Source organism: Nocardia sp. CY15, from assembly GCF_009829295.1.
Classification (GTDB): domain Bacteria; phylum Actinomycetota; class Actinomycetes; order Mycobacteriales; family Mycobacteriaceae; genus Nocardia; species Nocardia sputi.
In genome coordinates this window covers 73,111-97,960 of the sequence record NZ_VUOT01000013.1, presented here as the reverse complement: position 1 = coordinate 97,960, position 24,850 = coordinate 73,111, and the positions used below count along the sequence as shown (strand labels likewise).

The following is a 24,850-nucleotide window of genomic DNA, read 5'->3' as shown; positions in this document are numbered from 1 at the left end:
CGTCAAACGCTCGGCTGAGGACGAGTGCGGGATCCAACGGGAACCTCCGGGATCAGGTGACAGATCAGCAATTTGAGCGAGAACAGGGGGATGAACCAGGCCAACAGCGCCGGTACGGGAAACGCGATCAGGTTGATCAGCAACACCGTCATATAGGCCGCCATGGCGACCGGGCGGCGCAATTCGACAGGCGCGGATTCGATCGCCAGTGCCGCCCCGAGCAACAACAGGGTGTTGGCGGCGAACCAGGCCGGTTCGCCGAGCAGCAGGAATGCGACTACGGCGAGATGCGCCACATGCACCCCGACGAAAGTCAACCGGCCTCGCGATGAGCGGGTGCGGTGGTACCAGCGTTTCGCGGAGTTCGTCGCGTTGGTCAGTACGCCGCCGACGAGGTCGCAGGCGACGACGACCAGCGCCACGACCTCCACGACGCCGCGGCCGGAGATCATCGGCAGGCAGTAGCTGGCGATCAGCAGTACGCACAGGACACCGCCGATGCCTTCGACAGCCGATTCCGCTCGCGTCTTTCCCGGCCCCATGAATCGCTCCAAGCGCCCGGCCCACCCGGGCCGTGTTGCCGGAATCGACCAATCCGCTTGCAGATCACCGCGCATGACCGGGCCCCCACAGTCCGGCCAGCAGGCTGAAGATCTGATCGGGATCGTCTCCGCCGGTGAGCGCCCAGTGGTCGCCGGCGCGCAGGACGGCGGCGGACGCCGCGGTGAGCAGCCCGCGGTCGATGTCGGCACGGATGACGCCGAGAGCGAGGCCATTGCCGATCACGTCGGCGAGCCAGGAGTGTTCGTCTCCCACCGGCGTCCGGGTGACGGCGGCATCGGCGAGCGCCAGATCCTGTGGGCTGTCCCGCAGGAAGGCGATGAGGCCGGCCGAGGTCTCGCGCAGGCGGGCCCAGAACTCCTCGGCGGTCTCCGCGGCCACCCAGGCGCCCAATTGTCTCCGCAGCCGGTCGGAGACGTCGGACAACACCAACGCGAGTATGTCGTCCTTTCCGTCGAAGTACTGATAGGCGGAACTCTTCGAGATGCCCGCGTTGGCGATGATCGTGTTGTACGACGCCGCGTCCGGGCCGTGATGTGCGAATTCGGCCTTCGCGGCGTCGATGATGGCGCGTTGGCGTTCAGGGGGGAGGCGATGGAAGCGGGGCAGCGGCATGTACCAATGGTACACGCCATTGGTATGCACTACTAGTTCACAACTTATCCGGCGTCGTCGAGGAGGTGCCGTGGGGCGGCCTGCCGCCAGGAGTCGAGCACGATGGCTTCCAGTTCGTCGCGATCATCGAGGACGGTCAGGCGCGCCCGCACCCAGGCGTTGTTGGCTTCGTGGGCCGCGATCCAGAATTTCTCCGGTTCGGCGAGGACTAGTTCGTCGCGGTCGATGATGGGGCAACGGACCGCCATCGAGGTCTCTCCCTCCGGGAGGGTGAGGAACAGTTTGCCTGCCACCCGAAATGTCGGCATTCCCCACGTGAACTGTTCGGACGTCTCGGGCAGCGACAGCGCGAAGGTTCGGACATCGTCCCCGGTGAAACTCATGCGCCGCATCCTTCCAGGGCCCGGTGACACGTCCGTAGGCGGTCGACGGGGGATTGCCCGAGCGATCCCGGAGCCGATCCGTAGGGCATTGTGCCGACGCGACCGGCCGCGCGTTGTGAGCTGCCCAGTCGCCGACAACAGCCTGGCCCGGCCCACCGCCCGCATCGCGGTGATCGGCGCGGAGAGCGCGGTGGACATCGCCGGTCACCGCCAGTTGCTCCAGGTGCCGGAAGAACAGCGCGCGGCCGTGCGGGAGTTCATGATCGACCAGTACAACGCCACCGTCGCCACCCCGTGGTCGCGGCCGAACGCGGATACATCGACGCCGTCATCGAACCGTCCCGTACCCGGCTGGAGATACAGCACGCGCTCGGGCTCCTGCGAGACGAGGAAGCGGCCGCGGAACACAACCCGCGCAAGCACAGCCGCTACCCGATGGAGGGCCTGCGGCGTCGTCCGGCCTCTGGTTTTCCCGCTGCCGAGTTGGGTATGCGGCGAGGTGGGTAGCAACCGTCCGTGGTCGGAGGAGTTGCGGGCATGGAGTGGTTCACCGCGTCCGAATACTGGTTGAGCAGGCAGGTGCTGACCCGCGGCGTGGCGGCCGTCTATCTGATCGGGTTCCTGGTGGCGGCCCGGCAATTCCGGGCGCTCATCGGTGCCCACGGCATGCTGCCGGCGCCGCGGTGGCTGGCCCGGCGGTCCTTCCGGCAGACGCCGAGCATTTTCCACTTCCACTATTCCGATCGCTTCTTCGCCGCTGTTTGCTGGTTCGGTGCGGCACTGTCCGCGGCGCTGGTCGCCGGTGGGGCCGACCTGCTGCCGTTGTGGGCGGCCATGTTCCTGTGGGCGACGTTGTGGGTTCTCTACCTGTCGATCGTCAACGTCGGACAGGAGTGGTATGCCTTCGGCTGGGAGTCGCTGCTGCTGGAATGCGGGTTTCTCGTCATCTTCCTCGGTAACGACCGCACCGCGCCGCCCGTTCTGGTCTTGTGGCTCGCCCGCTGGCTGCTGTTCCGCGTGGAGTTCGGCGCCGGGCTGATCAAGCTGCGCGGTGATCCGTGCTGGCGCGATCTGACCTGCCTGTACTACCACCACGAGACACAACCGATGCCGGGGCCGCTGAGCTGGTTCTTCCATCACCTGCCCAAGCCGCTGCATCGAGCCGAGGTGGCGGGAAACCACGTCGCGCAGCTGGTCGTGCCCTTCGGTTTGTTCGCACCGCAGCCGGTGGCGAGCATCGCCGCCGTCGTCGTGGTCATCACCCAGCTGTGGCTGGTGCTGTCGGGCAATTTCGCCTGGCTGAACTGGATCACGATCCTTCTCGCGTGCGGCGCCATCAGTCAGTCCGCGGCTGCGGCGGTGTTACCGGTGCCCACCCCGCCGTCACTGCCGGAACCGCCGCCGTGGTTCGTGGGACTGGTCATCGCGTTCACCGCGCTGGTGGCGATCCTGAGCTACCGGCCCGTGCGCAACCTGATCTCCAGCCACCAGGCCATGAACCGGTCGTTCGATCCCTATCACCTGGTCAACACCTATGGCGCGTTCGGCACCATCGGCCGTACCCGCCTCGAGGTGGTCATCGAGGGCACCGACGAGGCCACCGTCACCGACCGGACGCAGTGGAGGGAGTACGAGTTCAAAGGCAAACCAGGTGATCCACGGCGGCTCCCACGCCAATGGGCCCCATACCACCTGCGGCTGGACTGGCTCATGTGGTTCGCCGCCGCCTCGCCACGGTACGCGCAGCCGTGGCTGGGCCCGTTCCTCGCCCGACTGCTGGAAAACGACCCGGACACACTGCGCCTGCTACGGCACAACCCGTTCCCTACGACCGCACCGCGTTTCATCCGCGCGCAACTGTATCTGTACCGGTTCACCACACCCCGGGAACTGGCTCGCACCCGGGCATGGTGGCACCGCGAACTGGTGAGCCGCTACCTTCCACCCCTTTCCCTCGACGACCTGCAATACCGCAGCCACTCCCACCGGCACTGAGCTGCGCAGCACTGCAGTGTTTTTCGCCACAGTGGGGTGGCGACGATCGGCGACGAAAGCGGGTATGCGCCTCAGTGACGCAACCGACCGAAGGAGGATGTCATGTCCATCTCGGCTTCGCGCTCGCAGTATCGCGCCGTCCGACGCAGTGACAGGGGTTATCCCAGCACAGAGGGCCCCGTCGAATGGACCGTCGCGGCATGGGTCTTGGTATTGACGGTGCTGAGCATCGCACTGGCTCTGCTGTAGGGACACCGCCCTCGGCGCCGCAACCAAGCCGATTCCGCTCATCCGTCCGGTGAACGAGCGCCACCGAATGCTCGAGGTTCGCTCGCGCTGTGCTGCCCATCGGCGAGATCGGCTGCAGCACAGCCGGATCGGGTGGAGGACGAGAAGGAGTTCGACTCTTGGAGGAAGTACTACGGCCGCTCATCGTCGTGCTCGGTACAGTCGCGATCACCGTCACGGCAGGCCTGCTGATCGATCGACTGCTGCGTTACAGCGCGCGCAGAAGCCCGGGTAACCAACTGCCCACGCTCTTGCGCCGGGTGCAATTGCCCGTGCAGGTGTTGCTGGGCTCGCTGGCTTTGCATGCCACCTATCCACTGGCGCACCTCGATTTACGCCAGGACACGATGGTTCGCACCATCTTGGCGTCCGCGGCGACGATAGCGGCGGCGTGGGTCGTCATCCGGGCGGCGGACGCCGTCGCGGAGAACATGCTGCGCTCCTACGCCCGGCGTACTCAGCAGGTCACGCGGGTGCGGCAGTTGCGCACGCAGCTCGGCCTGGTGCGGCGCATCATCACATCGGTCCTGGTGGTCACGACCGCCGCCGTGGTGATGCTGCTGCTGTTCCCGACGCTGCGGACGCTGGGCACCTCGTTGCTGGCCTCGGCGGGGGTGATCGGAATCATCGCGGGCGTCGCCGCGCAGTCGACTCTGAGCAATCTGATCGCCGGGTTGCAGATCGCCTTCGGTGATTCGGTCAAGATCGGCGACACCGTCGTCGTCGAGGGGGAGTGGGGCATCGTCGAGGAAATCACGCTCGCATTCCTGACCGTGCGGATCTGGGACGACCGGAGGCTGACCATGCCCGTCTCCTACTTCAACAACAAGCCGTACGAGAACTGGTCGCGCGGCGGCTCGGAGATCACCGGCACGGTCTTCCTGTATCTCGATCACAGCACGCCGGTGCCGCTGCTGCGTGAGCATCTGGGAGAGTACCTGCGCGAGCGTGCGGACTGGGACCGTCGTGACTGGGGCCTGCAGGTCACCGACACCACGCCGACCAATATCGTGGTGCGCGCGACCATGTCGGCGGCCAACGCCGACGACGCGTGGAACCTGCGCTGCGCGGTCCGCGAGGAAATGCTCGACTGGCTCGGCCACCACCATCCACACGCGCTGCCGAAGATCTCCACCGCGATCACCGGCTCCGCCGACGGCGACCGCCCTCTGGCGCTGGCGGCCTCCCGTTCCGGCGACGACGGCCACGGTTTCGGCGACTGACCTCGGCGCCGGTTTCCGGTGGGTCAACGTTTCGGGAGGGTATGCAGTGTCACCTCGCTCAGCCGGCCCGACCGTACGCGTGCGGTCAGATACGTGTGTTCCGGCTGTCGGCGGCGATCGGTCGGTGAGCCGGGGTTGAGCAAGCGCAATCCGGTCTCGGTGACGCTGTCCCAGGGGATGTGGCTGTGCCCGAAGACGAGCACGTCGGTGTCCGGGAATTCGCGGGCGCAGCGTTCCTCCCGGCCCGTGGCGGGTCCGGTCTCGTGCACCACGGCCAGCCGGACCCCCTCGAGCTCGGCACGAGCTATCTCGGGCAGCCGTGCACGCAACCGGGGGCCGTCGTTGTTGCCGTAAACGCCGATGAGGCGTTTGCTGCGCGCTTCCAGCTGGTCCAGCAACGTGATATCCACCCAGTCGCCCGCGTGCACGGTCACGTCGGCCGCGTCCACTGCGCGCCACAGTCGCTCCGGAAGATCCCGCGCACGCTTGGGCACGTGCGTATCGGAAATGATGAGCAACCGCATGGTCACCGGTCTACCACGCGGCGAACGCACCCTCGGGCGGCGACGCATTGTCCGTTTGCCGGGCGAACGCCACGGGCGATTGTCGAGTGATATCTATCACACCTACTCGTCGGTTCAGTCGAGATTGGAAAGCCGATCGTGGGTATGTCCGGCGTGACGGTGACGCAGCGCGGCGCACCGGTGTGACAGTTTCCATCGCGTGGTCCGGGAGGGCTTGTGTCTTCGATGCTTTCGTTTCTCATGCTGATGCTCATGCTGCCGGGGATGGCGACCGTGGCGGCGTACGCGACGGTGGCGGTCAGCGTGTGGCTGGAGGAGCGTCGTGAGGCCGCCGACTCCGCGATGCGCGTCGAAGCCCACCATCCGTGAGGAAGCCGTATCCAGCGCTGAGCGGGTCGAGGATCAACGTCGGCGAAACCAGCGCCGCTTTCCCGGGCGGCTCGATGCGGCGAATCCATTGATTCCGGCGGCAGCAGCGAAGGCGGCCGCGTCAGCAAGGGTCGTTGTCTTCGGGTGTTCCCGAGCCCATGCTGTGAAGCGTGCGGTGAAGTCTCCGTCGCACGCGTGCACCAGCAGCGGGAAACGACGCGCTACCTCGCCGGCCCGCTTGAACAGTAGGGCGTCCGCTGCCGCGCCGACGGCGTCGCCATCGAATCCCGCGGGTACCGGGGCTCCCGTGACCAGCGCCCGGACCAGCGCTGCTTGCCGTTCGGCCAGAGTCGCGTCTTCGGGTGGCTGTGTCGCTCCGGAGGCGGTGCTCACGCCAGTACCCCCCTGGCGTGGCCGGTGATCGGCGCACGGGCGGCGGCGGCCGCGATGGCGTCCAGTTCGTCGAGCAACTCGGACGCGGGCGGATAGTTGCCGTCGCGCTCCAGCATCATCGGCGTCGGCCGAGTCGCGGTGAATGCCGCGATCAGCGCCAGAACCTCGGCCGGAAGCGGGTCGGTGTGGGTGTCGTGGTAGCGGCCGCCGGATTCGTGACCGCCCGCGACATGGCAGTAGGCCACGCGTTCGGCGGGCAGGCGCATCAGCTCCGTGAGGGGGTCGCGATCCCGGTTGCGAGCGTTGGCGTAGACATTGGCGAGATCCAGCAACAGCAGCACACCGCTGCGTTCGACCAGTTCACACAAGAATTCCGCTTCGGTGTATTCGTCGTCGGGCCAGTCGAACAGCGTTGCGATGTTCTCTACCGCGAGCGGAACGTCGAGAGCGGCGCGGGTGCGGGCGATGTTGCGGGTGAGCGCGTCGAGTGCTTCCCGGGTGCGCGGTACGGGGAGCAGGTGGCCGGCTTCCAGGCCACCCGCTCGGACGAAAGCGACGTGCTCACTCACCAGCGGGGCGGCGACGGCCGCCGCGCAGGCCGCCAAGTGCTCGACGCGGTGGCCCGCCACCGGTTCCGCGCTGCCCAGGGACAGCGAGATGCCGTGCGGCACGACGGCGACGCCTCGCGCGCGCAACGCTGCGAGTTCCTCGGGGACGGTGACCTGCCCGGCGCGCCGGGCGTCCCTGGGCAACGATTCGGCGATGACCTCGCAGAACCCGAGCCCCTCCAATGCGGCTATCACTCCGCAGATTTCGGACCTCCAACCGATGCCGAGCGAATGCGGCGGCAGGGGCCCGGAAAACTCATCCACCGCACCCCCCGCAACCGCCGCACCCCCCGCCGCCCCCACCGCCGTCGCCACCGCTGTCACCGCCACCGCCGCCCGACTCACCGGGCGGCGCGACCGCCTGTGCGAGTCCCGGATCCAACGCGATAAGGGCGCCTATGCCGAACACCGCGGCCGCCAGCGCCGCGGATTCAGCGCCGTAGGTCGCGTAGGACGGTGAATTGGTCGGCCGCAGATGCCCACTGCGCTGGGTCGCGGCCTCGCGAGCACGGACACCGAGCGCGGTCAGCCGGGGCTTGCGCACCACCAGCCAATAGCAGAGTGCCTGCGCGATCACCAGCGCGACCACCAGGCCGACCGGGTTCCCGTGCGAAGCGCCCGCGATGACCCGCACCACACCGAGCGCGCCCGTGACCAGGATCGGCATACCCGCGTCACGCAGGCCGTGGCGCATGCCGGGCCCCGGGAAATACCCGAGGTCGACCATCCTGGTGCGCAGGGCGTCGAAGGCGCCGGGCGATCCGTCGACGACTGCGCGGACGGTCTTGCGCTGCCCCACCGTCAACCGGTCGTGCACCGACATCGTGAACGGATCCAGCTGCCCGCGCTCCTGAGCGGTGAGCGTGCGGACCGGCGCGGCCGCCGAATCGATCGCGTCGGCAGCGCGCAGCCGGGCCATCGCCGCCAGCGTGGCGTTCTGGTCGCCGAACAGCATCCCCAGTTCGGGCGGCGTCAGCTCCGCGCCCGGCGCGGTGGCCGTGTCGGTTTCCGGATCCGCGGCCGTGATCCGTGACCGCAGCCAGAATCCGGCGATCACCGCTACGAGCACCAGCGGCAGGTAGAGGGTCAGGAACGTCGGCCCGGAGATCCCCCACGTCTCGCCCGCGGCGACCAGCCCGTCCGAGCCCACCCCGTCGATCACAGTCATTTTCCACCTCGGAATCGGTCCAACCTGCAGTCAGTATCAGGCCGTATCGACCCGTGCGCCATGGCGAATCGCCGCTGGGACGAAAATGGCCGTGATCGACTCGCAGCGTCCGGATGGCGATGGCCGACCGGTTTCCCGCCGGATTGCCAGGGCAATCGGTGACCATGGAAGCTGACGATACGAGCCGAGCGGCACAACCAGCGGGCGCCGCGGCGAGCGGCGCACATCGGTCCGGCCGAGTCACCGGAGACGAGCTGCGCCGATTGCTGGCCACCGACGAACCGGACGCACGCTTGGTCCTGGAAGAGGGGCAAGTGAGGATCGAACACAGTGCCGGGCCGCAACCGCGCGGAATGCTCATCGTCTCGCGAGTCGAACTGGCCGACCGGCTCGGCGACGATCCCGACGCTACCGCACTGGCCGAAGCCGCCGCCGAGCTCGACGCCGAAGTCCGCCTCCGCGGCGCGTGAACCACCACGATCAACCCGCACCCGAACAATCGGATTGCACGGCCGTGCCTGTGAGCGCCACCATATCGGCATGGACATCGAGCCATGCTCGGCACTGGCACCGGGCGTCGGGCCACCGCAACGAATCGAGGTGGGAGAACTGTTGTTGCGGCGGTGGCAGCCGGAGGATCTGCGGCCGCGGCTCGAGGCCGTCAACGCGTCGTTCGACCTCATCCACCCGTGGATGGACTGGCTCGCCGTACCGGCGACACTGGACAGTCAACGCGCCTTCGGCCGGGAAACGGATGAAAGCTGGCCCAGCGCCGCCGGAAGTTTCAACTACGGGATCTTCGACGCAGGCGGCAACGTGCTCGGAGCGATCGGCCTGCACGACCGTCTCGGCTCGCGAGCTGTGGAACTCGGCTACTGGTGTCACGCCGCGCGGACCGGCCGCGGGGTGATCACCCGTAGCGCGGCCGCGTTGACCCGGGTCGCGTTGGCGCTGCCCGGCATCGACCGTGTCGAGATCCACTGTGACGAGGCGAATGTCCGCAGCGCCGCGGTCGCCCGGCGGCTCGGCTACCGGCTCGACCGGATCGAGCCACGCGAGAGGCGCGCGCCCGCGGAGTGCGGCCGCGGAATGTACTGGGTCAAGGAGCGCTGACCCCCGCGCCCTGGTCAGCTGGTCGCCACCGCCGCGTCCGCCGTCGTGGTGACCGGTCCGGTGGGCTCGTGAACACCGGGGCCGAGGTCCGGTGCGTAGAGTTCGGCGATCTCGGTGGCGTACTTTTCGGCGATCACCCGGCGCTTGAGTTTCATGGTGAGGGTCACTTCGTCGCCGCCTGCCTCCCAAAAGGTGGGCAGGACGCGGAACCGTTTGACTTGCTCCACCCGCGAGAGTCGACCGTTGCCCGCGGCGATGCCCGCCGCGATCTGCTCGATGACACCGGCGTCGGCCGCCAGGGCCGCCGCCGAGGGATCGGTCAGGTGGTGGCGCGCGGCGTACGGCCCGGCGGTCTCGGCGTCGAGGACGACCAGTGCGGTGTTGTAGGGCCTGCCGTCGCCGATGACCGCGATGGCCCCGATCAGCGGTGTCGCCGCCTTGATCGCGTTCTCGATATTGGTGGGAGACATGTTCTTGCCCGCGGAGTTGATGATCAGCTCCTTCTTGCGGTCCACCACCCGCAGATATCCGTCCTCATCGATGGTGATCACGTCGCCCGTGCTCAGCCAGCCGTCGGAGTCGACCGCCTCGGCGGTCTTACCGGGTTCCCCGCGGTAGCCCTTCATCACGAGCGGGCCGCGGACGTGCAGTTCGCCGTCGTCGGCGAGCCTGGCCCGCATACCCGGCAGGAGCTTGCCCACGGTGCCGAGCCTGGCGTCCCGGGGGTGGCTGACGCTGCAGATGCAAGTGAGTTCGGACATGCCCCAGATCTCGGCGATCGGGATGCCGAGTCCGGCGAAGAATCCGAGCGTTTCGGCCGGGATGGGCGCGGCGCCGGACATCGCCCAGCGGACGCGGTCGAGACCGAGTTTCGCGCGCAGCCCCGACAGGACCAGTTGGTCGGCGCGCGCCCACTCGGCGGCTACCGAATCCGGGACCGGCTCCCCGTTCAATTGATGCGCACTGCGCTGCGCGGCGACCGCCAGCGCCCAGCGCAGCGCGGCTCGCCTTACTTCATCGGGTTCGTCGGCGACCGCGAATTCGACTGCCGCTTTGAGCTTTTCCCACACTCGAGGCACCGCGCCCCAGATCGTGGGGTGCAGGTCGGCCAAGGCGCTGCCGATCCGGCTCGGGTCGGCGACGCAGGTGACCTGGGTGCCGAACACCTCCTGGAAGTAGAGCGCGGTCAGCCGGTCGGCGATGTGCGCGGTGGGCATATAGGAGGTGATGGTGTCCCCGAATCGGATTCCCAGCACTTGATCGACGGCGTAGCACTCGAACATCAGGTTCCCGTGGGTCGTCTCCACCCCTTTGGGATTGCCGGTGGTGCCCGAGGTGTAGATCAGCGTGGCCACGTCTTCGGCCCGCACTGCCCGCCAAACGGCCTCGAAGTCGAAGTTCCGGTCGCCCGCGGCGATCAGGTCTGCGACCGACAAGGTCCCTCGCGGTGCGTCGTCGAGGCAGACGATGTGGTCGAGTTCGACCCCGCTGGCGCGTACTCGCTCGACATATTCGGGTTCGCACAGCACCAGGCGGACACCGGCGTTGCCGAGGACGTACGCGATCTGCTCCGGCGACGCGGTGTTGTACACCGAGAAACTGGTCGCGCCGAGGTGCTGCGCCCCGACTTCGAGTGGATAGAACTCGATGCGGTTGGACATCATCAAGGCCACCGCGTCGCCGCGCCGCACCCCCAGCCCCGCCAATCCGGTGGCGACCGTCCGGACCTGCGCCGCGTAGTCGCGCCAAGTCAGAGTCGCGGCGTCCCCGGGAGTCCGAAGCGCGACCGCGTCGGGGTCGACGCTCGCGTTGTGTTGAAAGGCGGCGGGGAGTGTGTCGAAGCGTCGAGTACTCACGCAGGGATTCCCTTCGGATCAGAGGAAGCGTGCCGGCTGGATCGAGGTGGGTGGAAGGGTCGGGAGACGTCAGGACCGTGCTGTGCGGGCTTCCACCCTGCGCAGCAAGTCGTGGACCCGGGCGTCGCGGGCGAGGGCGTGGTCGAGGACGACGTTGATCGCGCCGCGCAGCAGGGCATAGGGCTCCCAGCCTGCCGGTGCGATGGTGCGCGCCGCGCGGCGCTCGATTCCGTCGGCGATGGTCCGGGCCGCGTGCGCGGCCGAGATCCGTACGTTCAACGGCCACGGCAGTAGATCGTCCAGCTCACGGCCGAGTTCGTCGTGATCGAGCGTGTCGTGCGTCATCCGGGTGTCGACTATGCCGAAGTAGGCGATGCCCGCGGTAGCGCCGAAAGGCGCCAGCTCCACGCGCAGCGCCCGGCCCAACTGTTCGACCGCCGCTTTGCTGATCATGTACGGCGCTCCGGCCATGCCGGGCGCGAACGCCGCGCACGAGGAGACCACGACCACGTGGCCACCGGCGGCGACGACGTGGTCGAGCGCTGGGCGCACCGTGTTGAACGCACCGGTGAGGTTGATGTCCATGACCCGATCGAAGTCGCGGCCGTCGAGGGTGCGCACCGTCGACGGACGAGGCACCACCCCCGCGTTGGCCACCACCACGTCCAAGCGGCCGAAATGGTCGGCGGCCCGGTCCACGACCGCTTCCATCGCCGAGCGGTCGGCGACGTCGGCGGCGACGGCCAAGGCCCGGTCGCCGAGCGCGGCGGCTGCCGCGGCGACGGCGTCGTGGTCGACGTCGACGAGGACGACCGCGGCCTGCCGCTCGTGCAGCATGACCGCCAGCTCGCGCCCGATCCCGCGGCCGGCGCCGGTGATCAAAGCGACCCGTCCCTCGACGGCATACCCGCGTCGCCCGCGAACGAAGGAGAGAAGGTCGCCCATCATCGGCTCACCTGGTAGGCCGCGGTGTCGAACCGGCTGGTGCGGTGCCGGTATTCGAAGCTCCAGTTCGGGTAGAGACCGGCATTGAGACCATCCGGCGTCTGGTAGTAGCTCTGGCATCCGCCGGTGAGCCACACCGTCGACGAACTACGCCGGGCCATCTCCGCGACGAAAGCCGCCTGCGCCGCGGGCCGCACCTCGATCCGCCGCGCTCCGGCCGCGCGCGCGTTGCGCAAGGCGTCGACGATATAGGCGATCTGGGATTCGATCATGTAGATCGCGGACTGGTTGCCCGCGGCCCCGAAGGGTCCGAGCGTGCAGAAGAAGTTGGGAAACCCGGCGACCGTGACACCGAGATAGCTCTGCGGTCGCGTGCGGTAGAGCTGTGCCAGCGTTCGACCGTCGCTCCCGGCATAGCGCTCGTAGGCGCTGGGGATCGAGGTGAAACCGGTGCCGAAGATGATGGTGTCGACCGCGTGCTCGCTGCCGTCGCGCAGCAGGATCGAACGCGGACGGATCTCGGCGATGGCCTCGGTGAGGACTTCGACGTTCGGCTGGTCGAGCGCCGGGAGGTAGGTGTCGGAGAAAATGGCGCGTTTGCAGCCGATCACGTAGTCGGGGGTGAGCTTCGCGCGCAGGTCCGGATCGCGCACCTGACGCGACAGCTGCCATCGGCCCAGCGCTTCGTAGGGATGCCGGAAGTGTTGGTCGACCAGTGAGATGAGTCCGAACGTCTCGATCGCCGCGTAGAACCCGCCGCGAATCACGCGCTGCGCCAGCGGGATACGCCGGAGCAGACGTCGCTCCAGTTCGGACGTACGCCGATCCATGCGCGGGACGATCCACGGCGCCGATCGCTGCAACAGCAGCAACCGGGCCACTTTCGGCTGGATCTCCGGTACGAACTGCACCGCGGAGGCGCCGGTGCCGATCACCGCGACCCGCTCACCGGTGAGATCGTGCTCGTGATCCCAGTGCAGTGAGTGGAAGGCCGTGCCCGCGAAGGACTCGATGCCCGGCAGCGGCGGGTACTTCGCCTCGGCGAAAAGCCCGGTCGCCGAGAGCAGGAAGTCCGTGGTGAGCGTTCCTCGCGAGGTCTCGATCCGCCAGAGCGAACGCTTCTCGTCCCACCGGGCGTCGAGCAGTTCGGTGCCGAACCGGATGTGCCGGACGACATCGTGTTCGGTGGCCACCGCGCGGATGTACTCGAGGATCTCCCGCTGCCGCCCATAGGTGCGCGACCAGTCCGGATTGGGTGCGAACGAGTAGCTGTAGAGGTGTGATGGCACGTCGCATGCGCAACCGGGGTAGGTGTTTGCGCGCCACGTACCGCCGAGGTCGTCGGCTCGTTCGAGGACGACCAGGTCGTCGAACCCGGCCTCGCGCAGCTTGATCGCCAGGCCGATGCCGCCCAGTCCCGCACCGATGATCGCTATCGGTGTGTGCTCGATCCGATCGGCATTCACCGGCGCTTCCTTCCGTGCAGAACCGCCACGAGCAGGTCGACGATCGTGTCCACGCGGTGGTCCCGCCGGAACGATGTCAGCGGCAGCGGAGACGGGAAGCGCTGACGGGTGGCCGCTTTGGCGTAGGTGAACTCCCTGAGCCCGTCCGGCCCGTGGACGCGGCCGAATCCGGAGGCGCCCACGCCGCCGAGCGGCAGAGCGGGGATGGTCGCGTGCGCGACGAACGCGTTGATCGAAACGCCGCCCGCGCGAATGCGGTCGGCGATGTCGCGCCCGTGGCGGCGGGCGAAGACGGTTCCGCCCAGCCCGTACGCCCCGCGGTTGACCAGCTCGACGGCCTCGTCCATGTCCCGGACCTTGGTGACGGTGAGCGTGGGACCGAAGGTCTCCTCCGTCACCGCGGGTGCGTCCTCGGGGACGTCGACGAGGACGGTCGGCTGGACGAACTGACGATCGATGCCGTCCGGGCCTCCGAGCACGGCCCGGGCGCCACGGGCGATGGCATCCTCGACGTGGCGGCGAATGATCGAAAGCTGTTTCGGCATGGTGATGGGCCCGATCTTCGAATCCGCCTTACCGGCCTCGATCCCGGTCGCCGCCGCCACCAGCTCGGCGAGGAACTCGTCGTAGACCTCGGCGTGGACGTAGACGCGCTCCACGGCCAGGCAGGTCTGTCCGGCGTTGGACAATCCGCCCCATACCGCCGCGTCGGCCGCGGCCTCGAGGTCGGCATCGGCGTCCACGATCAGCGCGTCCTTGCCGCCGCACTCCATCAGCACCGGGGTGAGATTCTGCGCGCACGCGGCCATGACGAGCTTGCCGGTGGCGGTGGAACCGGTGAACCCGATCTTCCCGACATCGCTGCGGCACAGCGCGTTCCCGGTAGGGCCGAGACCTGTGACCACCTGGAGGGCCGGTGCGGCGGGCGCAGTGCGAGCGAAGGCCTCCGCGAGCCAAAGCCCGACACCGGGGGTGTACTCGCTGGGTTTGAACACTACGGCGTTCCCGGCGGCCAGCGCGAACGAGATCGACCCGAGCGGAGTGAAGACCGGGTAGTTCCACGGTCCGATGACGCCGACCACTCCGAGGGGAAGGTACTCGACCGAGGCCGCATGATTGAACGTCAGCATGCTCGACGGCACGCTCCGACGCCCCAGCACCTTCTCGGCGTTGGATGCAGCCCACCGCAAGTGTTCGAGGGCCATGGCGATCTCGAGCTTGGCGTCGGAGATCGGTTTGCCCATCTCACGGTGGATGACCTGTGCCAATCCCGCGCGTCCCGAGGCGATTTCGACGCGCCAGGCGTTCAGGTACCGAGCGCGTCCGGCGAAGCCGAGGCCGCGCCACCAGGCCGCGGCCTCGTGGGCGGTGGCGACGACGGCATCGACGTCGTGGCGGTCGTGGACCGGATAGGTGCCGACCACCTCACCGGTGGCCGGATCGTGCACGTCGAAGGTCGACACCGCGGGCTGTACGGGATTGTTCGTCGAGACTTTCAACGACTCGTCTCCCTCGATCGGCGACGGATAGACAACAGGTGTCCCTTTCGTTCAGCGGTCTCAGAGATCGACCACGAGGTGGTCGCCGGCGGCACGAGAGACGCAGACCAGCATCTGGTTCTCGCGTTCGGGCGCGGTGAGCAAGCGGTCACGGTGGTCGACGGCCCCGTCGACCACCGTGACCTTGCAGGTGCCGCAGAAACCCTGGCGACAGGAGTAGGGGGCGTTCGGCAGTGCGCGGTGGATCGCGGTGAGCGCCGATTCGTCGGCCCCGACCCGGATGGTGGCGCCGGTGCGGATCAACGTGAGGTCGAACTCGGCGCCGTCGACGACCGGGAGGGCGGAGAACCGTTCGGTGTGCAACGATCCGGTCGGGTTGAGTTCGAACATGCACCGCTGCGCCGCCTCGAGCATCGGTGGTGGTCCGCACACGTACACCGCGGCGCCGGGTTCGGCGCGAGACAGCAGGGCGGCGACGTCGGGTGGACCGAATTCGTCGTCCGGCCGGATTTCGGCATCCGGCAGGTCGGCGAGAAACGGCATGGTCTCGCGGGAGCGGCCCACGTACACCAGGCATCCACGCGTACCCGCCGCCTCGACCATCGGGAGGATCGGTGTGATGCCGATGCCACCGGCCAGGAACAGATACGAGGGCGCGTCGATGAAAGTGAACGCGTTACGCGGCCCACGGATCCGCAGCGGATCGCCGACCCGCAGCGATCGGTGTATCTCCCGCGATCCGCCGCCGCCCTCGGGAATCAGCCGTACGGCGATGCGATAGCGGAAGCGGTCGGCCGGGTCGCCGCACAGGGAGTACTGGCGCTGTCGGCCCGACGGCAAGAACACATCCACGTGCGCCCCCGGTCGCCACGCGGGCAGCGGCCCGCCATCGGCCGCGCGCAGGGTCAGGCTCACCACGTCGGCCGCTTCGCGAGCGATGCCGGTGATCGTGGTGTCCAGATCGAATCCGGTGCGGCGCACCGCGTTCGGGCGCGACAGGAGTGCGGCGGCGCGGCCGGTGACGAACAGCTTGCGATAGATGTCCATGACGTCGCCGAGCAGACGTAATCCCGTCGGCGCCGGGCGGTCGGCCACGGCCGGTGGTCCGCTCATCACCGCGCCGCCCGTGCTGCCGGCGAATGCGCCAGGTAGCGTAGCGCTTTGTCCATCGGGCCCAGCTGGGACGGATGGAATCCCGGCCGCAGATACCGCGGCATCTCGGTGAAGAACACCGTCCATTTCGGGATGACGCCCCGCCGGGTGGCGCTCCAGAACTGCAGACCCCAGAACCGGCCTTTCCGCGGCGACGGATCCTTCCGGTACAGACAGGCGGTCGAGACGATGAACAGCGGCAGCAACGTCGCGCTCGCCAGGATCGCCGTGCGAGCCTTTCGCGCATAGCTGCCGTCCAAGTGCATGAACGCGTCGTAGACGACGCTGCGGTGCTCCACCTCTTCGGCGCCGTGCCACCGGACCAGGTCCAGCATCGCCGGATGCATGCCTTTCTCCTCGAGGATGTCGGCGTTGAGCAGCCATTCCCCGAGTACCGCGGTGTAGTGCTCCATGCCCGCGAACAGCCCCAGTCGTTCCTTGAGCCACTCGTCGCGCGCGCGTCCGGTCAAGCCGTGGTCTCCGAGGATGCGATCGACCAGCCAGGCGACTTTGGCGACGTAGGAGTCGACGTCCAAGCCGATCGCTTGCAGATGCCTGCGCGCGGCTTCGTGACTGTTGGCGTGCATGGTTTCCTGCCCGATGAACCCCGTCACCTCCTCCCGCAATCGCTCGTCGTCGATGTGCGGGAGAGCTTCGGCCAGCGCCTGTGCCATGGCGCGTTCCCCTTCGGGCAGCACCAGGTGCATCACATTGACGATGTGGGTGGCCAGGGCTTCACCCGGCACGTAGTGCATGGGCACGGAATCGAAATCGAAATGGACGTCGCGCGCGGTGATCGCATGCGCTTCGTCGCGATACCGGCGCTGGGTCGCGCCCGCCTGCTCAGCCATGACCCGACCGTACATAACTACAAATCATATTGCAATGTTGCAGCAACAACTAGGCTCGAATGTTGCAGAAGGGATCGGCTTTGCTAGCGTTGGCCTATGCCCACCGCGTCGAAGAGCCCTGCGAACAGCGAAAACGCTGCCAGTGACCTCGTCACCCGGATTCTGGACGCGGCCTTGGTCCTGTTCGAGCAGGTCGGTGTCAAGAAAACAACGATCGAGGAAGTGGCCAGGAAGGCAGGCGTCGACCGGGTAACCGTCTATCGCCACGTCGGAGGCCGCGACGACCTGGTGCAAGCCGTGATCAGTCGCGAGGTCGCCGCGGTACTCGCCGAAATCGCCGAGATCCCCAATCGACACGACGATCTCGGCGATCTCGTCGCCGACATCTTCGTCACCGTCATCACCCGCTGGCGCACGAATCCGCTCGTCGACCGCATGCTGGCGCTGGAGCCCGCGCGTGTGGTCTTGAAACTCACCGTCGACGGCGCGGGACCCTTCGCGATGTCCGTCCATACCACCGACACCGCGCTCCAGCGCGCCGTCGAGCGGGGAATACTCCCGCCCGCTACGGATTTGACCACCCGTGCGGAAATCGTGTGCCGGATCGTCCACTCGCTGATCCTCGCCCCGCACGGGCTCACCGAACTGCGAACCGACCGGCAACTCGGCGATTTCGCTCGCACCTACCTGGTGCCCGTGGTGGCCGGACCCAACGTCCTGCCCGGCTGACATCCGAGCGCGCGAGACCCCCGCGCCGTCGTGCTGATGCGCGCGAATGCTCGGTTCCGGCGCGACAACCGCTTTCGGCGACTTGTAGGGTTCGGGCAGCGCCGGAAGAATGTCCGGCGAAGACGCGGAGGAAGGGACGGCGGGGATGTCGGACGCTTCGGTCGAGGTGCTCCTGGACGACTTCGAGAACAAGGACAAGTGGGAGGTCGCGGCAGCGGGGGCGGACCGGACGCATCTGACGACGTTCGCCGAGGGCGCGCCGGGCAAGAGGCCCGGGGTGTACCCCGATGGCGTCGCGGGCGCCGACTACCGCGCGCTCGTGCTGTTGATCCGGTCGGCGACCGACGATCTCGAGGTCGAGCTCGACGTTCGGCCGGGGCAGTCCTTCTCGATCGCCGGACGGTTGGAAGCCTTGAGCCTGTGGGTGCGCTCGCCGCACGCGTCGATCCGGGTGTCCGCGCGGCTGCGCGGCGCGAGCCGGGACGAGCGAGAGCTGGACTTGGGGGACATCGCCGCGAACGGAGAGTGGCGACCTCTCACACGGGAACTCGCCGACCCGATGGACGACGCCGACCTCATAGCTTTGACGATCCGGCTCACCCAGGTAGTGAAGCGGGAAGGCGAAGTGATGATCCTGCTCGACGACCTGACCGCCCGCACGACGGCATAAGAGCGACCGGCAACCCGCTGCCGCTGCAACCGCTTTGCTTCGGGCCGCCCTGCGAATGGTCATCGTGGGGGGCCGGAAGCGATCAGCCCGTGAGCCATCTGAAGTCCTTGCGGCTCACCCTGTCCAGCTTCTCCTGTCCCCGAAGTGCTTCGACGCGTGCGGATGTCGGCCGGAACGAGTAGTTGTCCATATGGCGACCCCGGGTGTGCCGCCGAACAGCGCCCCGACGAAGTCGTACCCACGCGCAACCTGTAGGCGCTCGGTGGCAATGTGCCCCCTGGGCTCGGCCGGTAGCTGCCTCGATGCTGACAATCCGCGGGGGGAACCGAACATTTCGGATCTGAAATTAGCTAGAAGTGTGCTGAGTTATGCGTGCCTCTCCGGCCGCTTCCCCGTGTCCGGAATCGCCCGGACGGTGATGAACGGTTCGCCGCGCATCGTCCCGCTGATCATGTCACATGCTTCCCGATGCGGCTCCGTGCTTCTGGCGCACTTGGCGCCGAAGAAGGCGACTTCATGATCTTGCCATCCAGACTGCTCCAGCCAACGAAGGAATGAGGTAGCTGCACGTTGACTATCTGCTGATCGTGAAGGAGGAGGGTTGGCGAACGCGATGAACTGCAAGGTGGCCGTCGTCGGCGCGGGCTTCGGTGGCATCGGGATGGGAGTCGCGCTACGACGCGCCGGGATCACCGATTTCGTGATTTTCGAGCGGGGTGGCGACGTCGGCGGTGTCTGGCGGGACAACACCTATCCGGGGTGCTCCTGCGATGTGCCGTCCCACTTGTACTCGTTCTCGTTCGCCCCGTATCGCAGTTGTCGCGTCCGGTTTCCGCGCCAACGGGAGATTCTCGACTACCTGCGCCAGGTTGCCGCCGACCACGGGTTGGGCCCGCATCTGAAGCTGGGTGTCGCGATCGAGGAGGCGACCTATCTGGAAGCCGAGGGCCGCTGGGAACTGACCACTTCCTGCGGGCAGCGCGTGCTCGCCGATGTGGTGATCTTCGCCGTGGGCCAGTTGCACCGGCCGAATGTGCCGGATTTCCCCGGTCGAGCCGATTTCGCCGGACCGTCCTTCCATTCCGCGCGATGGGACCACGACCAGGACTTGCGTGGGAAGAACGTGGCCGTGATCGGCACCGGCTCGAGCGCGGCGCAGATGCTGCCGACCCTGGCCGCGACGGCGCGTCACGTCCGCGTCTTCCAGCGCACGCCGCACTGGGTGCTGCCCAAACCGAGTTCCGGCTTCGGACCGGTCGCCCGAGCGGCGCTGCGGCTGCCGGGCGCCCACGGCCTCTACCGCCGGGCCCTGTACTGCTGTGCCGACGTCGTGCTCACACCGATCATGCGCCGGGGCTGGTCGTCGCGGCCCGCCGAATGGGCTGCCCGGCGGTACCTGCACAGCCGGATCAGCGACCCGCGGCTGCGCGCGAAACTCACCCCCGGCTATCCCATCGGCGGCAAGCGCATAATTTTCGACAGCCACTATTACACGGCGTTGACACGCGAGAACGTCGACCTGATCACCGCCCCCATCACCCGGATCACCCGCGACGGACTACTCACCGCCGACGGCGCGCATCATCAGGCCGACGTGATCATCTACGCAACCGGCTTCCGCGCCCCGGAATTCCTGGTCCCGATCAGCGTGCGCGGACGTGGGGGAGTGCTCCTGCACGACCAATGGAGCTCGGGCGCGACAGCCCTGCTCGGTGTGGCGGTTCCCGGCTTCCCGAATGCCTTCCTGATCGCCGGGCCGAACAGCTTCAACCCGGCAGGCAGTAACCCGGGTATGAAGGAACTCCAGATCGACTACATCATCCGGTGCCTGCGCTGGCGGGACCGGATCGGCGCTTCCGCTATCGAAGCCCGGGCCGCCGCGATGCGGGCGCACCAGCAGTGGATCGAACGAGCCGTCGCGACGACGGTGTGGCCCACCGTCGAGCAGAGCTGGTACAAGCACAGCAGCGGGCGGGTCACCAACCCCTGGCCTGCCTCGGCCCGTGCCTATGACCGCGCGTTGCGGCGACCGCCCGACGAATCGTTCCGCGCTGTCTCCCTCGATCCGGCGACGCCGGATCGCAAGCCTGCGCCACGAGCGAAGCGCAGGCGACCCCCAGCCGTGCCGGAGCGTTCCGAACCGGAACCGACTGCGGTGATCCGCACCGAATAGGGGTGTGCTCGACGGGTCAATGTCCTGATGCCACGGGCTCGTACAGGGCGATGTGCCAAGGAGAGCCGGGCGTCGGCTGTATGACCGCGCGGCGTTCGTGTGGTCCGGTGACCGGCTGCCCCGCCGCGAACCCGTTGGCGCGCACCCGGTTCAACGCGGATTCCAGGTCGTCTACCTTGATCGCGAGGAACGGGGTGTCGTCGTCGCGGTCGGTGCCCGCGAGCATGACACGGACGCCATCGCAGTCGAACTGGGCCCAGCGGTCGCCGTCTACGACGGTGGGCTCGGCGCCGAAGACGGCGCTCAGCAGTGCCACGGTGGCGGGTAGGTCGTCGGTGGGGTAGGCGGGGCTGAGCCGCTGGATCGTCATGGGTGCTCCGTAACAGTCGAAGGCGCAGGTTGGTTCAGCAATGTCCCGCCGCGCGTGCGCTGCGAATGGCCGCGTATGTGGCGGTGTTCGCCCGCACCGCCTCGGGCAGGTGGACGGCCATGCTCATGAAGCCATGGAACATGCCGTCGTAACGGTGGACTTCGGCCGCGACACCGGCTTGCCCGAGCCGCCGCCCGTAGTCTTCGCCCTCGTCGCGTAACGGATCGAACTCGGCGGTGACGATGTGTGCCGGCGGAAGTCCGGACACCTCGGCGCTGAGGGGGGTTGACGTACGGGTCGGCGCCGTCGTGCGAGCCCAGGTACTGGCTCCAGTACCAGCGCAGGTGCGCGGCGGTGGTGAAGTAGCCTCCGGCGTTCTCGCGGTAGGAGTCGGTGGCGCACGCCGGGTCGAGCATGGGGTAGAGCAGTAGTTGGCGGGCGATCGGAGGACCGCCCCGGTCCCGTGTCATCAGCGCCATGACGGCCGCGAGATTGCCGCCCGCGCTGTCCCCGGCCACGACGAGGCGGGCCGGATCGCCACCCAACGACTCGGCATGGTCGGCGACCCAGCACAGCGCGGCGTAGGCGTCCTCGGCCGCGGCGGGAAACCGGTGTTCGGGCGCCTGCCGATAGTCCACCGACACCACGATCGCCCCCGCTCCGACGGCAATGGCCCGGCAGAACCGGTCATGGCTGTCGAGGCCGCAGAGCACGAATCCACCGCCGTGACAGAAGATCACGATCGGCGCCCGCCCGGCCGCGGCTGCGGGCCGATAGATCCGGACCCCGACCTCGGGTGCGCCCGGCGGGCCGGGAATCCGCCGCTGCCGTACCTGCGCGACGGGGATCGGCTCGAGGACGGGCGCTGGACGAGCGGCGAGTAGCCTGCGCGCCTCGGCGGCGTCGAGCACCGCGGTGCCCAGTTCGGGAAACGCGGCGCTCGCGGCATCGACGATCGCCCGCGCCTCGGGTGTCAGCGGCATCGTGCTTCGCTCCTTCGGCTATCGCTGCGCATCCGGCGGCAGGAACTTGCCCGCTGCCAGCCCGCCATCGATCGTCACTTCGGCGCCGGTGATGTAGGCCGAAGCGTCCGAGGCCAGGAACGCGACCAATTCGGCGACTTCCTCCGGCGTGCCGGTGCGTTGCAGCGGTAACGCCGGAAAGCTGCCTGGCCCGGTGGTCAGATACGGCACCATCGGCGTCGCGATCGGGCCCGGATGCACCGAATTGACCCGGATACCGGCCGGGCCCAGCTCGAGCGCCGCGGTCTTGGTCAGGCCGCGCAGTCCCCATTTCGAGGAACCATAGGCGGAGTGGCCCATCAGCCCCTCGAGGCCCGCCTGCGAGGAGATGTTGACGATCGAGCCACCCCCTGCCCGCGTCATCGGACCGACCGTCGCGTGGATGCCGCGGAACGGGCCGACCAGGTTGACGCGCAGGATCCGCTCGAGTTCCTCGGGCGAGGTCTCCGTGAGCGGCCCGGCGGTGTAGACGGCGGCATTGTTCACCAGGACGTCCAGCTTGCCGTAAGCCGAAATCGCCGCGCTCACAGCGGCATTCCAGTCGTCACCGCTGCTGACGTCGTGCCGGACGAAACGCGCAGCGCCGCCGAGGAATTCGGACAGTTCCGTGCCCTCGGCCTCCAATACGTCGGTGATCACCACTCGGGCGCCGCGTTCCACGAACAACCGGGCTTCGGCAGCACCCTGTCCCCGGGCGGCCCCGGTGATCAAAGCGACTTTTCCGCTCAAATCGACCATGTCGAACTCCTCGATGTCTTCGGCGCGGGAATCAGTGGTTGCGGAAGTGGGGGATGACCTTCTCGCCCCAGTGCCGGATGGTCTCCAGGCAGGCCTCTTGCGGCACGGTGCCCATCTGGATGAGGCAGAGGATCTCGTCGGCGCCCGCGTCCTGCAGGCGCTCGACATAGGCGATGGCGTCCTCGGGGCTGCCGTAGGCGTGTTCGACATTGAAGACCGAGGTGGCGCCGGTCCGCACCGGGATCTTGGCCTCGTGCAGGTAGGCCACATGGTCGTCGGCGGCCTGCTTGATGGCGGCGACCTCGTCCGCGTTCGGATCGACCGCCTCGTCGGGGGCGGGTCCCGCACCGTAGTAGTGCTTGATGGACTGCGCGAAGAAGCGCTGCCCGCGCGCGCCGATCTGCTGGGCCCTCTCCCGGTCGTCGAGGACGATGGTCGGGCACAGCGCCGCGAAGTGATCGTTCACGACGGTGGACACGAACCGCTCACCGGTGCGGACGGCGATCGCCTCGTCGTAGGTGCGCCGCAGATCCGCGATCTCCTCCACGCCCGCGAAACCGAGGACGAGCGCGCCGATTCCGTAGTCGGCGGCCATCTTCAGGGTGTCCTTCTTGGTGCAGGCCATGAACAGCGGCGGATGCGGCAACTGCTCCGGCCGCGGCAGCAGTGAGTGCGGTGGAACCTGCAAGAGCTCGCCGTGGTACTCGAATTCTGCTTCCGGGTCCTGCCACGCCTTGCCGATCATCCGCAGCGACTCCTCGACCTCCTGGTAGGTGCGCTCGGGGTCGACACCGCACATCGACGTCTCGACCGGCGTCGCGCCGCGACCCGCGCCGAGGTCGAGGCGGCCACCGGACAACACGTCGAGCATCGCGGCGCGTTCGGCCGCCCGCACCGGGTGGTTGAAGTGGAACGGCATGCACACCACGCCGTGGCCGATCCTGATCCGCTCGGTCTTGGCGGCCACCCAGGTCAGGAAGACCTCCGGTGCGCTCATGTGCGCGTACCACTTCAGGCCGTGGTGTTCGACCGCCCAGACGGTGTCGAACCCCATCCGGTCGGCGAGCACCGCCTGCTCGACACAGTCGCGCAGCACTTGGTGCTCGTGCTCGCGCGACGGGTCGGCCATCTGGGCTTCGAAGATCATCGAGAACTTCATCCGGTCTCCTTGTCGATCGCCCGATCCGGGCGAAATCCGGTTTCGTCGGGGTGGCTCGTCCCGGCGGGGGACGGCCGGAAGCTGTATGCCTAATCGAAATATGACCGCCGGAACCTCTCAGGTCAGGAGCTAGTCCCGCTGGCCGGGACCGTTCGGTGCCGGGCTCTTTCCCCGGTCCTAGCGTCGGTGGCGAATGACGGTCAGAGAGGACGGGAATCGGTGGGACAACTCGACGGCATGGTGGCGCTGGTCACCGGCGGGGCGCGCGGTATGGGCGCCGAGCACGTGCGGCAGTTCGTCGCCGAGGGCGCGCGAGTGGTGTTCGGTGACGTGCTCGATCACGAGGGAACGGCGCTGGCCGCCGAGCTGGACTCCGCCGCGCGATACGTGCACCACGACGTGACCAGCGAGGCCGATTGGGCCGCCGCGGTGTCCGAAGCGGTCACCCATTACGGGCGGCTCGACGCGGTGGTGAACAACGCGGGCATCCTGCGTTTCGTCCCGATCGTGGAGATGGGCCTGGCGGACTTCACCACGATCATGGCGGTCAATGTCACCGGCACCTGGCTCGGCATCAAGACCGCCGCGCCGGTGCTGGCCGAGACCGGAGGTGGAGCGATTGTGAACGTCTCCTCCGTGGAAGGATTCGTCGGCGCCGCCGGTCTCTCGGCATACAGCGCCAGCAAGTTCGCGATCCGCGGCATCACCAAGTCGGCCGCCCGGGAGCTGGGCCACTTGGGCATTCGGGTCAACTCGCTGCACCCGGGTGGCATCGCCACGCCGATGACCGCGGGGGTGTCCGGAGCATCGGGCGTCGACGGCGACGACTTCTTCGCGAGCTTGCCGATTCCGCGCTGGGGGCAGCCCGCCGAGGTCTCCCGTGTGGCGGTGTTCCTGGCCTCGGACGCGGCCAGCTACTGCACCGGAGGCGAATTCGTCGTCGACGGCGGCATGCTCACCGGTTGCGGATACTGACGGAA

General features: G+C 68.0%; 27 protein-coding genes and 2 pseudogenes. 11 read left to right on the top strand and 18 right to left on the bottom strand.

What is annotated here, in order from left to right:
* Positions 1–2: 2 nt before the first annotated feature.
* Genes GVY39_RS17540 through GVY39_RS17530 form a run of 3 tightly spaced genes read right to left on the bottom strand, consistent with a single transcriptional unit; the run spans position 3 to position 1,559 of the window.
* Positions 3–617: a hypothetical protein gene (locus tag GVY39_RS17540; protein WP_159925748.1), complete on the bottom strand. Its 615-nt coding sequence runs from the start codon at positions 615–617 to the stop codon at positions 3–5.
* Positions 607–1,176, bottom strand: coding sequence for a TetR/AcrR family transcriptional regulator (locus GVY39_RS17535; protein ID WP_159925746.1), 570 nt, complete (start codon positions 1,174–1,176; stop codon positions 607–609). Before GVY39_RS17535 ends, GVY39_RS17540 begins: the two co-directional genes overlap by 11 nt.
* A 44-nt stretch (positions 1,177–1,220) precedes the next feature.
* On the bottom strand, positions 1,221–1,559 hold the full coding sequence (locus GVY39_RS17530) for an MmcQ/YjbR family DNA-binding protein (protein ID WP_159925744.1): 339 nt from the start codon (positions 1,557–1,559) through the stop codon (positions 1,221–1,223).
* Positions 1,560–1,689: 130 nt separating this feature from the next.
* Here GVY39_RS17530 and GVY39_RS34440 point away from each other — a divergent pair.
* From GVY39_RS34440 to GVY39_RS17510, 4 genes and pseudogenes are all read left to right on the top strand, one after another.
* Positions 1,690–1,997: pseudogene (locus GVY39_RS34440) on the top strand (carboxyl transferase domain-containing protein); the annotation flags it as partial.
* A gap of 99 nt (positions 1,998–2,096) precedes the next feature.
* Positions 2,097–3,554, top strand: a complete 1,458-nt coding sequence (locus GVY39_RS17520; protein WP_159925740.1) for a lipase maturation factor family protein — start codon at positions 2,097–2,099, stop codon at positions 3,552–3,554.
* Positions 3,555–3,656: 102 nt separating this feature from the next.
* Positions 3,657–3,803: a hypothetical protein gene (locus tag GVY39_RS17515; protein WP_159925738.1), complete on the top strand. Its 147-nt coding sequence runs from the start codon at positions 3,657–3,659 to the stop codon at positions 3,801–3,803.
* A gap of 158 nt (positions 3,804–3,961) precedes the next feature.
* The gene (locus GVY39_RS17510) at positions 3,962–5,065 is read left to right on the top strand and encodes a mechanosensitive ion channel family protein (protein ID WP_159925736.1); all 1,104 of its coding nucleotides are present in this window, start codon (positions 3,962–3,964) and stop codon (positions 5,063–5,065) included.
* A 23-nt stretch (positions 5,066–5,088) separates the two neighbouring features.
* On the opposite strand, the gene GVY39_RS17505 is transcribed toward GVY39_RS17510, so the two are convergent.
* Positions 5,089–5,589, bottom strand: a complete 501-nt coding sequence (locus tag GVY39_RS17505; RefSeq protein ID WP_159925734.1) for a metallophosphoesterase — start codon at positions 5,587–5,589, stop codon at positions 5,089–5,091.
* A 216-nt stretch (positions 5,590–5,805) separates the two neighbouring features.
* On the opposite strand from GVY39_RS17505, the gene GVY39_RS17500 reads away from it, so the two are divergent.
* Positions 5,806–5,958, top strand: a complete 153-nt coding sequence (locus GVY39_RS17500; RefSeq protein ID WP_159925732.1) for a hypothetical protein — start codon at positions 5,806–5,808, stop codon at positions 5,956–5,958.
* A gap of 33 nt (positions 5,959–5,991) precedes the next feature.
* Here GVY39_RS17500 and GVY39_RS17495 read toward each other — a convergent pair whose 3' ends face one another.
* Genes GVY39_RS17495 through GVY39_RS17485 form a run of 3 tightly spaced genes read right to left on the bottom strand, consistent with a single transcriptional unit; the run spans position 5,992 to position 8,127 of the window.
* Complete coding sequence (locus tag GVY39_RS17495; RefSeq protein ID WP_201295263.1) at positions 5,992–6,351, bottom strand: hypothetical protein; 360 nt, start codon at positions 6,349–6,351, stop codon at positions 5,992–5,994.
* Complete coding sequence (locus tag GVY39_RS17490; protein WP_159925908.1) at positions 6,348–7,202, bottom strand: DUF692 domain-containing protein; 855 nt, start codon at positions 7,200–7,202, stop codon at positions 6,348–6,350. Before GVY39_RS17490 ends, GVY39_RS17495 begins: the two co-directional genes overlap by 4 nt.
* Positions 7,203–7,215: 13 nt before the next feature.
* Entirely contained in the window at positions 7,216–8,127 is a 912-nt protein-coding gene (locus GVY39_RS17485; RefSeq protein WP_159925730.1) for a TIGR04222 domain-containing membrane protein, read from the bottom strand.
* 164 nt (positions 8,128–8,291) lie between these two features.
* Between GVY39_RS17485 and GVY39_RS17480 the strand changes: the two genes are divergently transcribed.
* On the top strand, positions 8,292–8,597 hold the full coding sequence (locus GVY39_RS17480) for a hypothetical protein (RefSeq protein ID WP_201295254.1): 306 nt from the start codon (positions 8,292–8,294) through the stop codon (positions 8,595–8,597).
* Between the two features lie 70 nt (positions 8,598–8,667).
* Positions 8,668–9,240: a GNAT family N-acetyltransferase gene (locus tag GVY39_RS17475; RefSeq protein WP_159925728.1), complete on the top strand. Its 573-nt coding sequence runs from the start codon at positions 8,668–8,670 to the stop codon at positions 9,238–9,240.
* A 14-nt stretch (positions 9,241–9,254) separates the two neighbouring features.
* Here GVY39_RS17475 and fadD11 read toward each other — a convergent pair whose 3' ends face one another.
* From fadD11 to GVY39_RS17445, 6 genes are all read right to left on the bottom strand, one after another.
* Entirely contained in the window at positions 9,255–11,096 is a 1,842-nt protein-coding gene (fadD11, locus tag GVY39_RS17470) for a fatty acid--CoA ligase FadD11 (RefSeq protein WP_159925726.1), read from the bottom strand.
* Between the two features lie 69 nt (positions 11,097–11,165).
* The gene (locus GVY39_RS17465) at positions 11,166–12,044 is read right to left on the bottom strand and encodes a short-chain dehydrogenase/reductase (RefSeq protein ID WP_321209656.1); all 879 of its coding nucleotides are present in this window, start codon (positions 12,042–12,044) and stop codon (positions 11,166–11,168) included.
* On the bottom strand, positions 12,041–13,507 hold the full coding sequence (locus GVY39_RS17460; RefSeq protein ID WP_236565505.1) for an NAD(P)/FAD-dependent oxidoreductase: 1,467 nt from the start codon (positions 13,505–13,507) through the stop codon (positions 12,041–12,043). Before GVY39_RS17460 ends, GVY39_RS17465 begins: the two co-directional genes overlap by 4 nt.
* Entirely contained in the window at positions 13,504–15,006 is a 1,503-nt protein-coding gene (locus GVY39_RS17455; RefSeq protein WP_159925724.1) for an aldehyde dehydrogenase family protein, read from the bottom strand. Before GVY39_RS17455 ends, GVY39_RS17460 begins: the two co-directional genes overlap by 4 nt.
* A 60-nt stretch (positions 15,007–15,066) precedes the next feature.
* A complete protein-coding gene (locus tag GVY39_RS17450; protein ID WP_159925722.1) occupies positions 15,067–16,119 on the bottom strand; it encodes a PDR/VanB family oxidoreductase in 1,053 nt (350 codons plus the stop codon).
* On the bottom strand, positions 16,119–17,009 hold the full coding sequence (locus GVY39_RS17445) for a metal-dependent hydrolase (protein ID WP_159925720.1): 891 nt from the start codon (positions 17,007–17,009) through the stop codon (positions 16,119–16,121). The genes GVY39_RS17450 and GVY39_RS17445 overlap by 1 nt, the downstream gene beginning before the upstream one ends.
* 96 nt (positions 17,010–17,105) lie before the next feature.
* On the opposite strand from GVY39_RS17445, the gene GVY39_RS17440 reads away from it, so the two are divergent.
* The 3 genes from GVY39_RS17440 (at position 17,106) to GVY39_RS17430 (ending at position 20,581) form a co-directional block, all read left to right on the top strand.
* Positions 17,106–17,738: a TetR/AcrR family transcriptional regulator gene (locus GVY39_RS17440; RefSeq protein ID WP_159925718.1), complete on the top strand. Its 633-nt coding sequence runs from the start codon at positions 17,106–17,108 to the stop codon at positions 17,736–17,738.
* Between the two features lie 145 nt (positions 17,739–17,883).
* On the top strand, positions 17,884–18,408 hold the full coding sequence (locus tag GVY39_RS17435) for a hypothetical protein (protein WP_159925716.1): 525 nt from the start codon (positions 17,884–17,886) through the stop codon (positions 18,406–18,408).
* 601 nt (positions 18,409–19,009) lie between these two features.
* Complete coding sequence (locus GVY39_RS17430) at positions 19,010–20,581, top strand: NAD(P)/FAD-dependent oxidoreductase (RefSeq protein ID WP_236565504.1); 1,572 nt, start codon at positions 19,010–19,012, stop codon at positions 20,579–20,581.
* Between the two features lie 16 nt (positions 20,582–20,597).
* On the opposite strand, the gene GVY39_RS17425 is transcribed toward GVY39_RS17430, so the two are convergent.
* The 5 genes and pseudogenes from GVY39_RS17425 to GVY39_RS17410 form a co-directional block, all read right to left on the bottom strand.
* Positions 20,598–20,951, bottom strand: a complete 354-nt coding sequence (locus GVY39_RS17425; RefSeq protein ID WP_195071941.1) for a VOC family protein — start codon at positions 20,949–20,951, stop codon at positions 20,598–20,600.
* 34 nt (positions 20,952–20,985) lie between these two features.
* Positions 20,986–21,219 (bottom strand): alpha/beta hydrolase fold domain-containing protein, encoded by a 234-nt coding sequence (locus GVY39_RS35125; protein ID WP_201295261.1) that lies wholly within the window; start codon positions 21,217–21,219, stop codon positions 20,986–20,988.
* Between the two features lie 85 nt (positions 21,220–21,304).
* Positions 21,305–21,934: pseudogene (locus tag GVY39_RS34435) on the bottom strand (alpha/beta hydrolase); the annotation flags it as partial.
* An 18-nt stretch (positions 21,935–21,952) separates the two neighbouring features.
* Positions 21,953–22,711 (bottom strand): SDR family NAD(P)-dependent oxidoreductase, encoded by a 759-nt coding sequence (locus GVY39_RS17415; protein ID WP_159925714.1) that lies wholly within the window; start codon positions 22,709–22,711, stop codon positions 21,953–21,955.
* Between the two features lie 31 nt (positions 22,712–22,742).
* A complete protein-coding gene (locus GVY39_RS17410) occupies positions 22,743–23,870 on the bottom strand; it encodes an LLM class flavin-dependent oxidoreductase (RefSeq protein ID WP_159925712.1) in 1,128 nt (375 codons plus the stop codon).
* Between the two features lie 237 nt (positions 23,871–24,107).
* Between GVY39_RS17410 and GVY39_RS17405 the strand changes: the two genes are divergently transcribed.
* Positions 24,108–24,845 carry a glucose 1-dehydrogenase gene (locus GVY39_RS17405; protein WP_201295260.1) on the top strand — a complete coding sequence of 246 codons (738 nt, stop codon included), beginning with the start codon at positions 24,108–24,110 and terminating at the stop codon, positions 24,843–24,845.
* Positions 24,846–24,850 lie beyond the last annotated feature (5 nt).

Excerpts from the sequence above, each read along its gene's own strand:
- GVY39_RS17405 (WP_201295260.1), top strand. The coding sequence starts at position 24,108 with ATGGTGGCGCTGGTCACCGGCGGGGCGCGCGGTATGGGCGCCGAGCAC.
- GVY39_RS17505 (WP_159925734.1), bottom strand. The coding sequence starts at position 5,589 with ATGCGGTTGCTCATCATTTCCGATACGCACGTGCCCAAGCGTGCGCGG.
- GVY39_RS17515 (WP_159925738.1), top strand. The coding sequence starts at position 3,657 with ATGTCCATCTCGGCTTCGCGCTCGCAGTATCGCGCCGTCCGACGCAGT.
- GVY39_RS17425 (WP_195071941.1), bottom strand. The coding sequence starts at position 20,951 with ATGACGATCCAGCGGCTCAGCCCCGCCTACCCCACCGACGACCTACCC.
- GVY39_RS17410 (WP_159925712.1), bottom strand. The coding sequence starts at position 23,870 with ATGAAGTTCTCGATGATCTTCGAAGCCCAGATGGCCGACCCGTCGCGC.
- GVY39_RS17520 (WP_159925740.1), top strand. The coding sequence starts at position 2,097 with ATGGAGTGGTTCACCGCGTCCGAATACTGGTTGAGCAGGCAGGTGCTG.
- GVY39_RS17485 (WP_159925730.1), bottom strand. The coding sequence starts at position 8,127 with ATGACTGTGATCGACGGGGTGGGCTCGGACGGGCTGGTCGCCGCGGGC.
- GVY39_RS17415 (WP_159925714.1), bottom strand. The coding sequence starts at position 22,711 with ATGGTCGATTTGAGCGGAAAAGTCGCTTTGATCACCGGGGCCGCCCGG.
- GVY39_RS17480 (WP_201295254.1), top strand. The coding sequence starts at position 8,292 with ATGGAAGCTGACGATACGAGCCGAGCGGCACAACCAGCGGGCGCCGCG.
- GVY39_RS17535 (WP_159925746.1), bottom strand. The coding sequence starts at position 1,176 with ATGCCGCTGCCCCGCTTCCATCGCCTCCCCCCTGAACGCCAACGCGCC.
- GVY39_RS17445 (WP_159925720.1), bottom strand. The coding sequence starts at position 17,009 with ATGGCTGAGCAGGCGGGCGCGACCCAGCGCCGGTATCGCGACGAAGCG.
- GVY39_RS17475 (WP_159925728.1), top strand. The coding sequence starts at position 8,668 with ATGGACATCGAGCCATGCTCGGCACTGGCACCGGGCGTCGGGCCACCG.
- GVY39_RS17540 (WP_159925748.1), bottom strand. The coding sequence starts at position 617 with ATGCGCGGTGATCTGCAAGCGGATTGGTCGATTCCGGCAACACGGCCC.
- GVY39_RS17465 (WP_321209656.1), bottom strand. The coding sequence starts at position 12,044 with ATGATGGGCGACCTTCTCTCCTTCGTTCGCGGGCGACGCGGGTATGCC.
- GVY39_RS17440 (WP_159925718.1), top strand. The coding sequence starts at position 17,106 with ATGCCCACCGCGTCGAAGAGCCCTGCGAACAGCGAAAACGCTGCCAGT.
- GVY39_RS17435 (WP_159925716.1), top strand. The coding sequence starts at position 17,884 with ATGTCGGACGCTTCGGTCGAGGTGCTCCTGGACGACTTCGAGAACAAG.
- GVY39_RS17530 (WP_159925744.1), bottom strand. The coding sequence starts at position 1,559 with ATGAGTTTCACCGGGGACGATGTCCGAACCTTCGCGCTGTCGCTGCCC.
- GVY39_RS17450 (WP_159925722.1), bottom strand. The coding sequence starts at position 16,119 with ATGAGCGGACCACCGGCCGTGGCCGACCGCCCGGCGCCGACGGGATTA.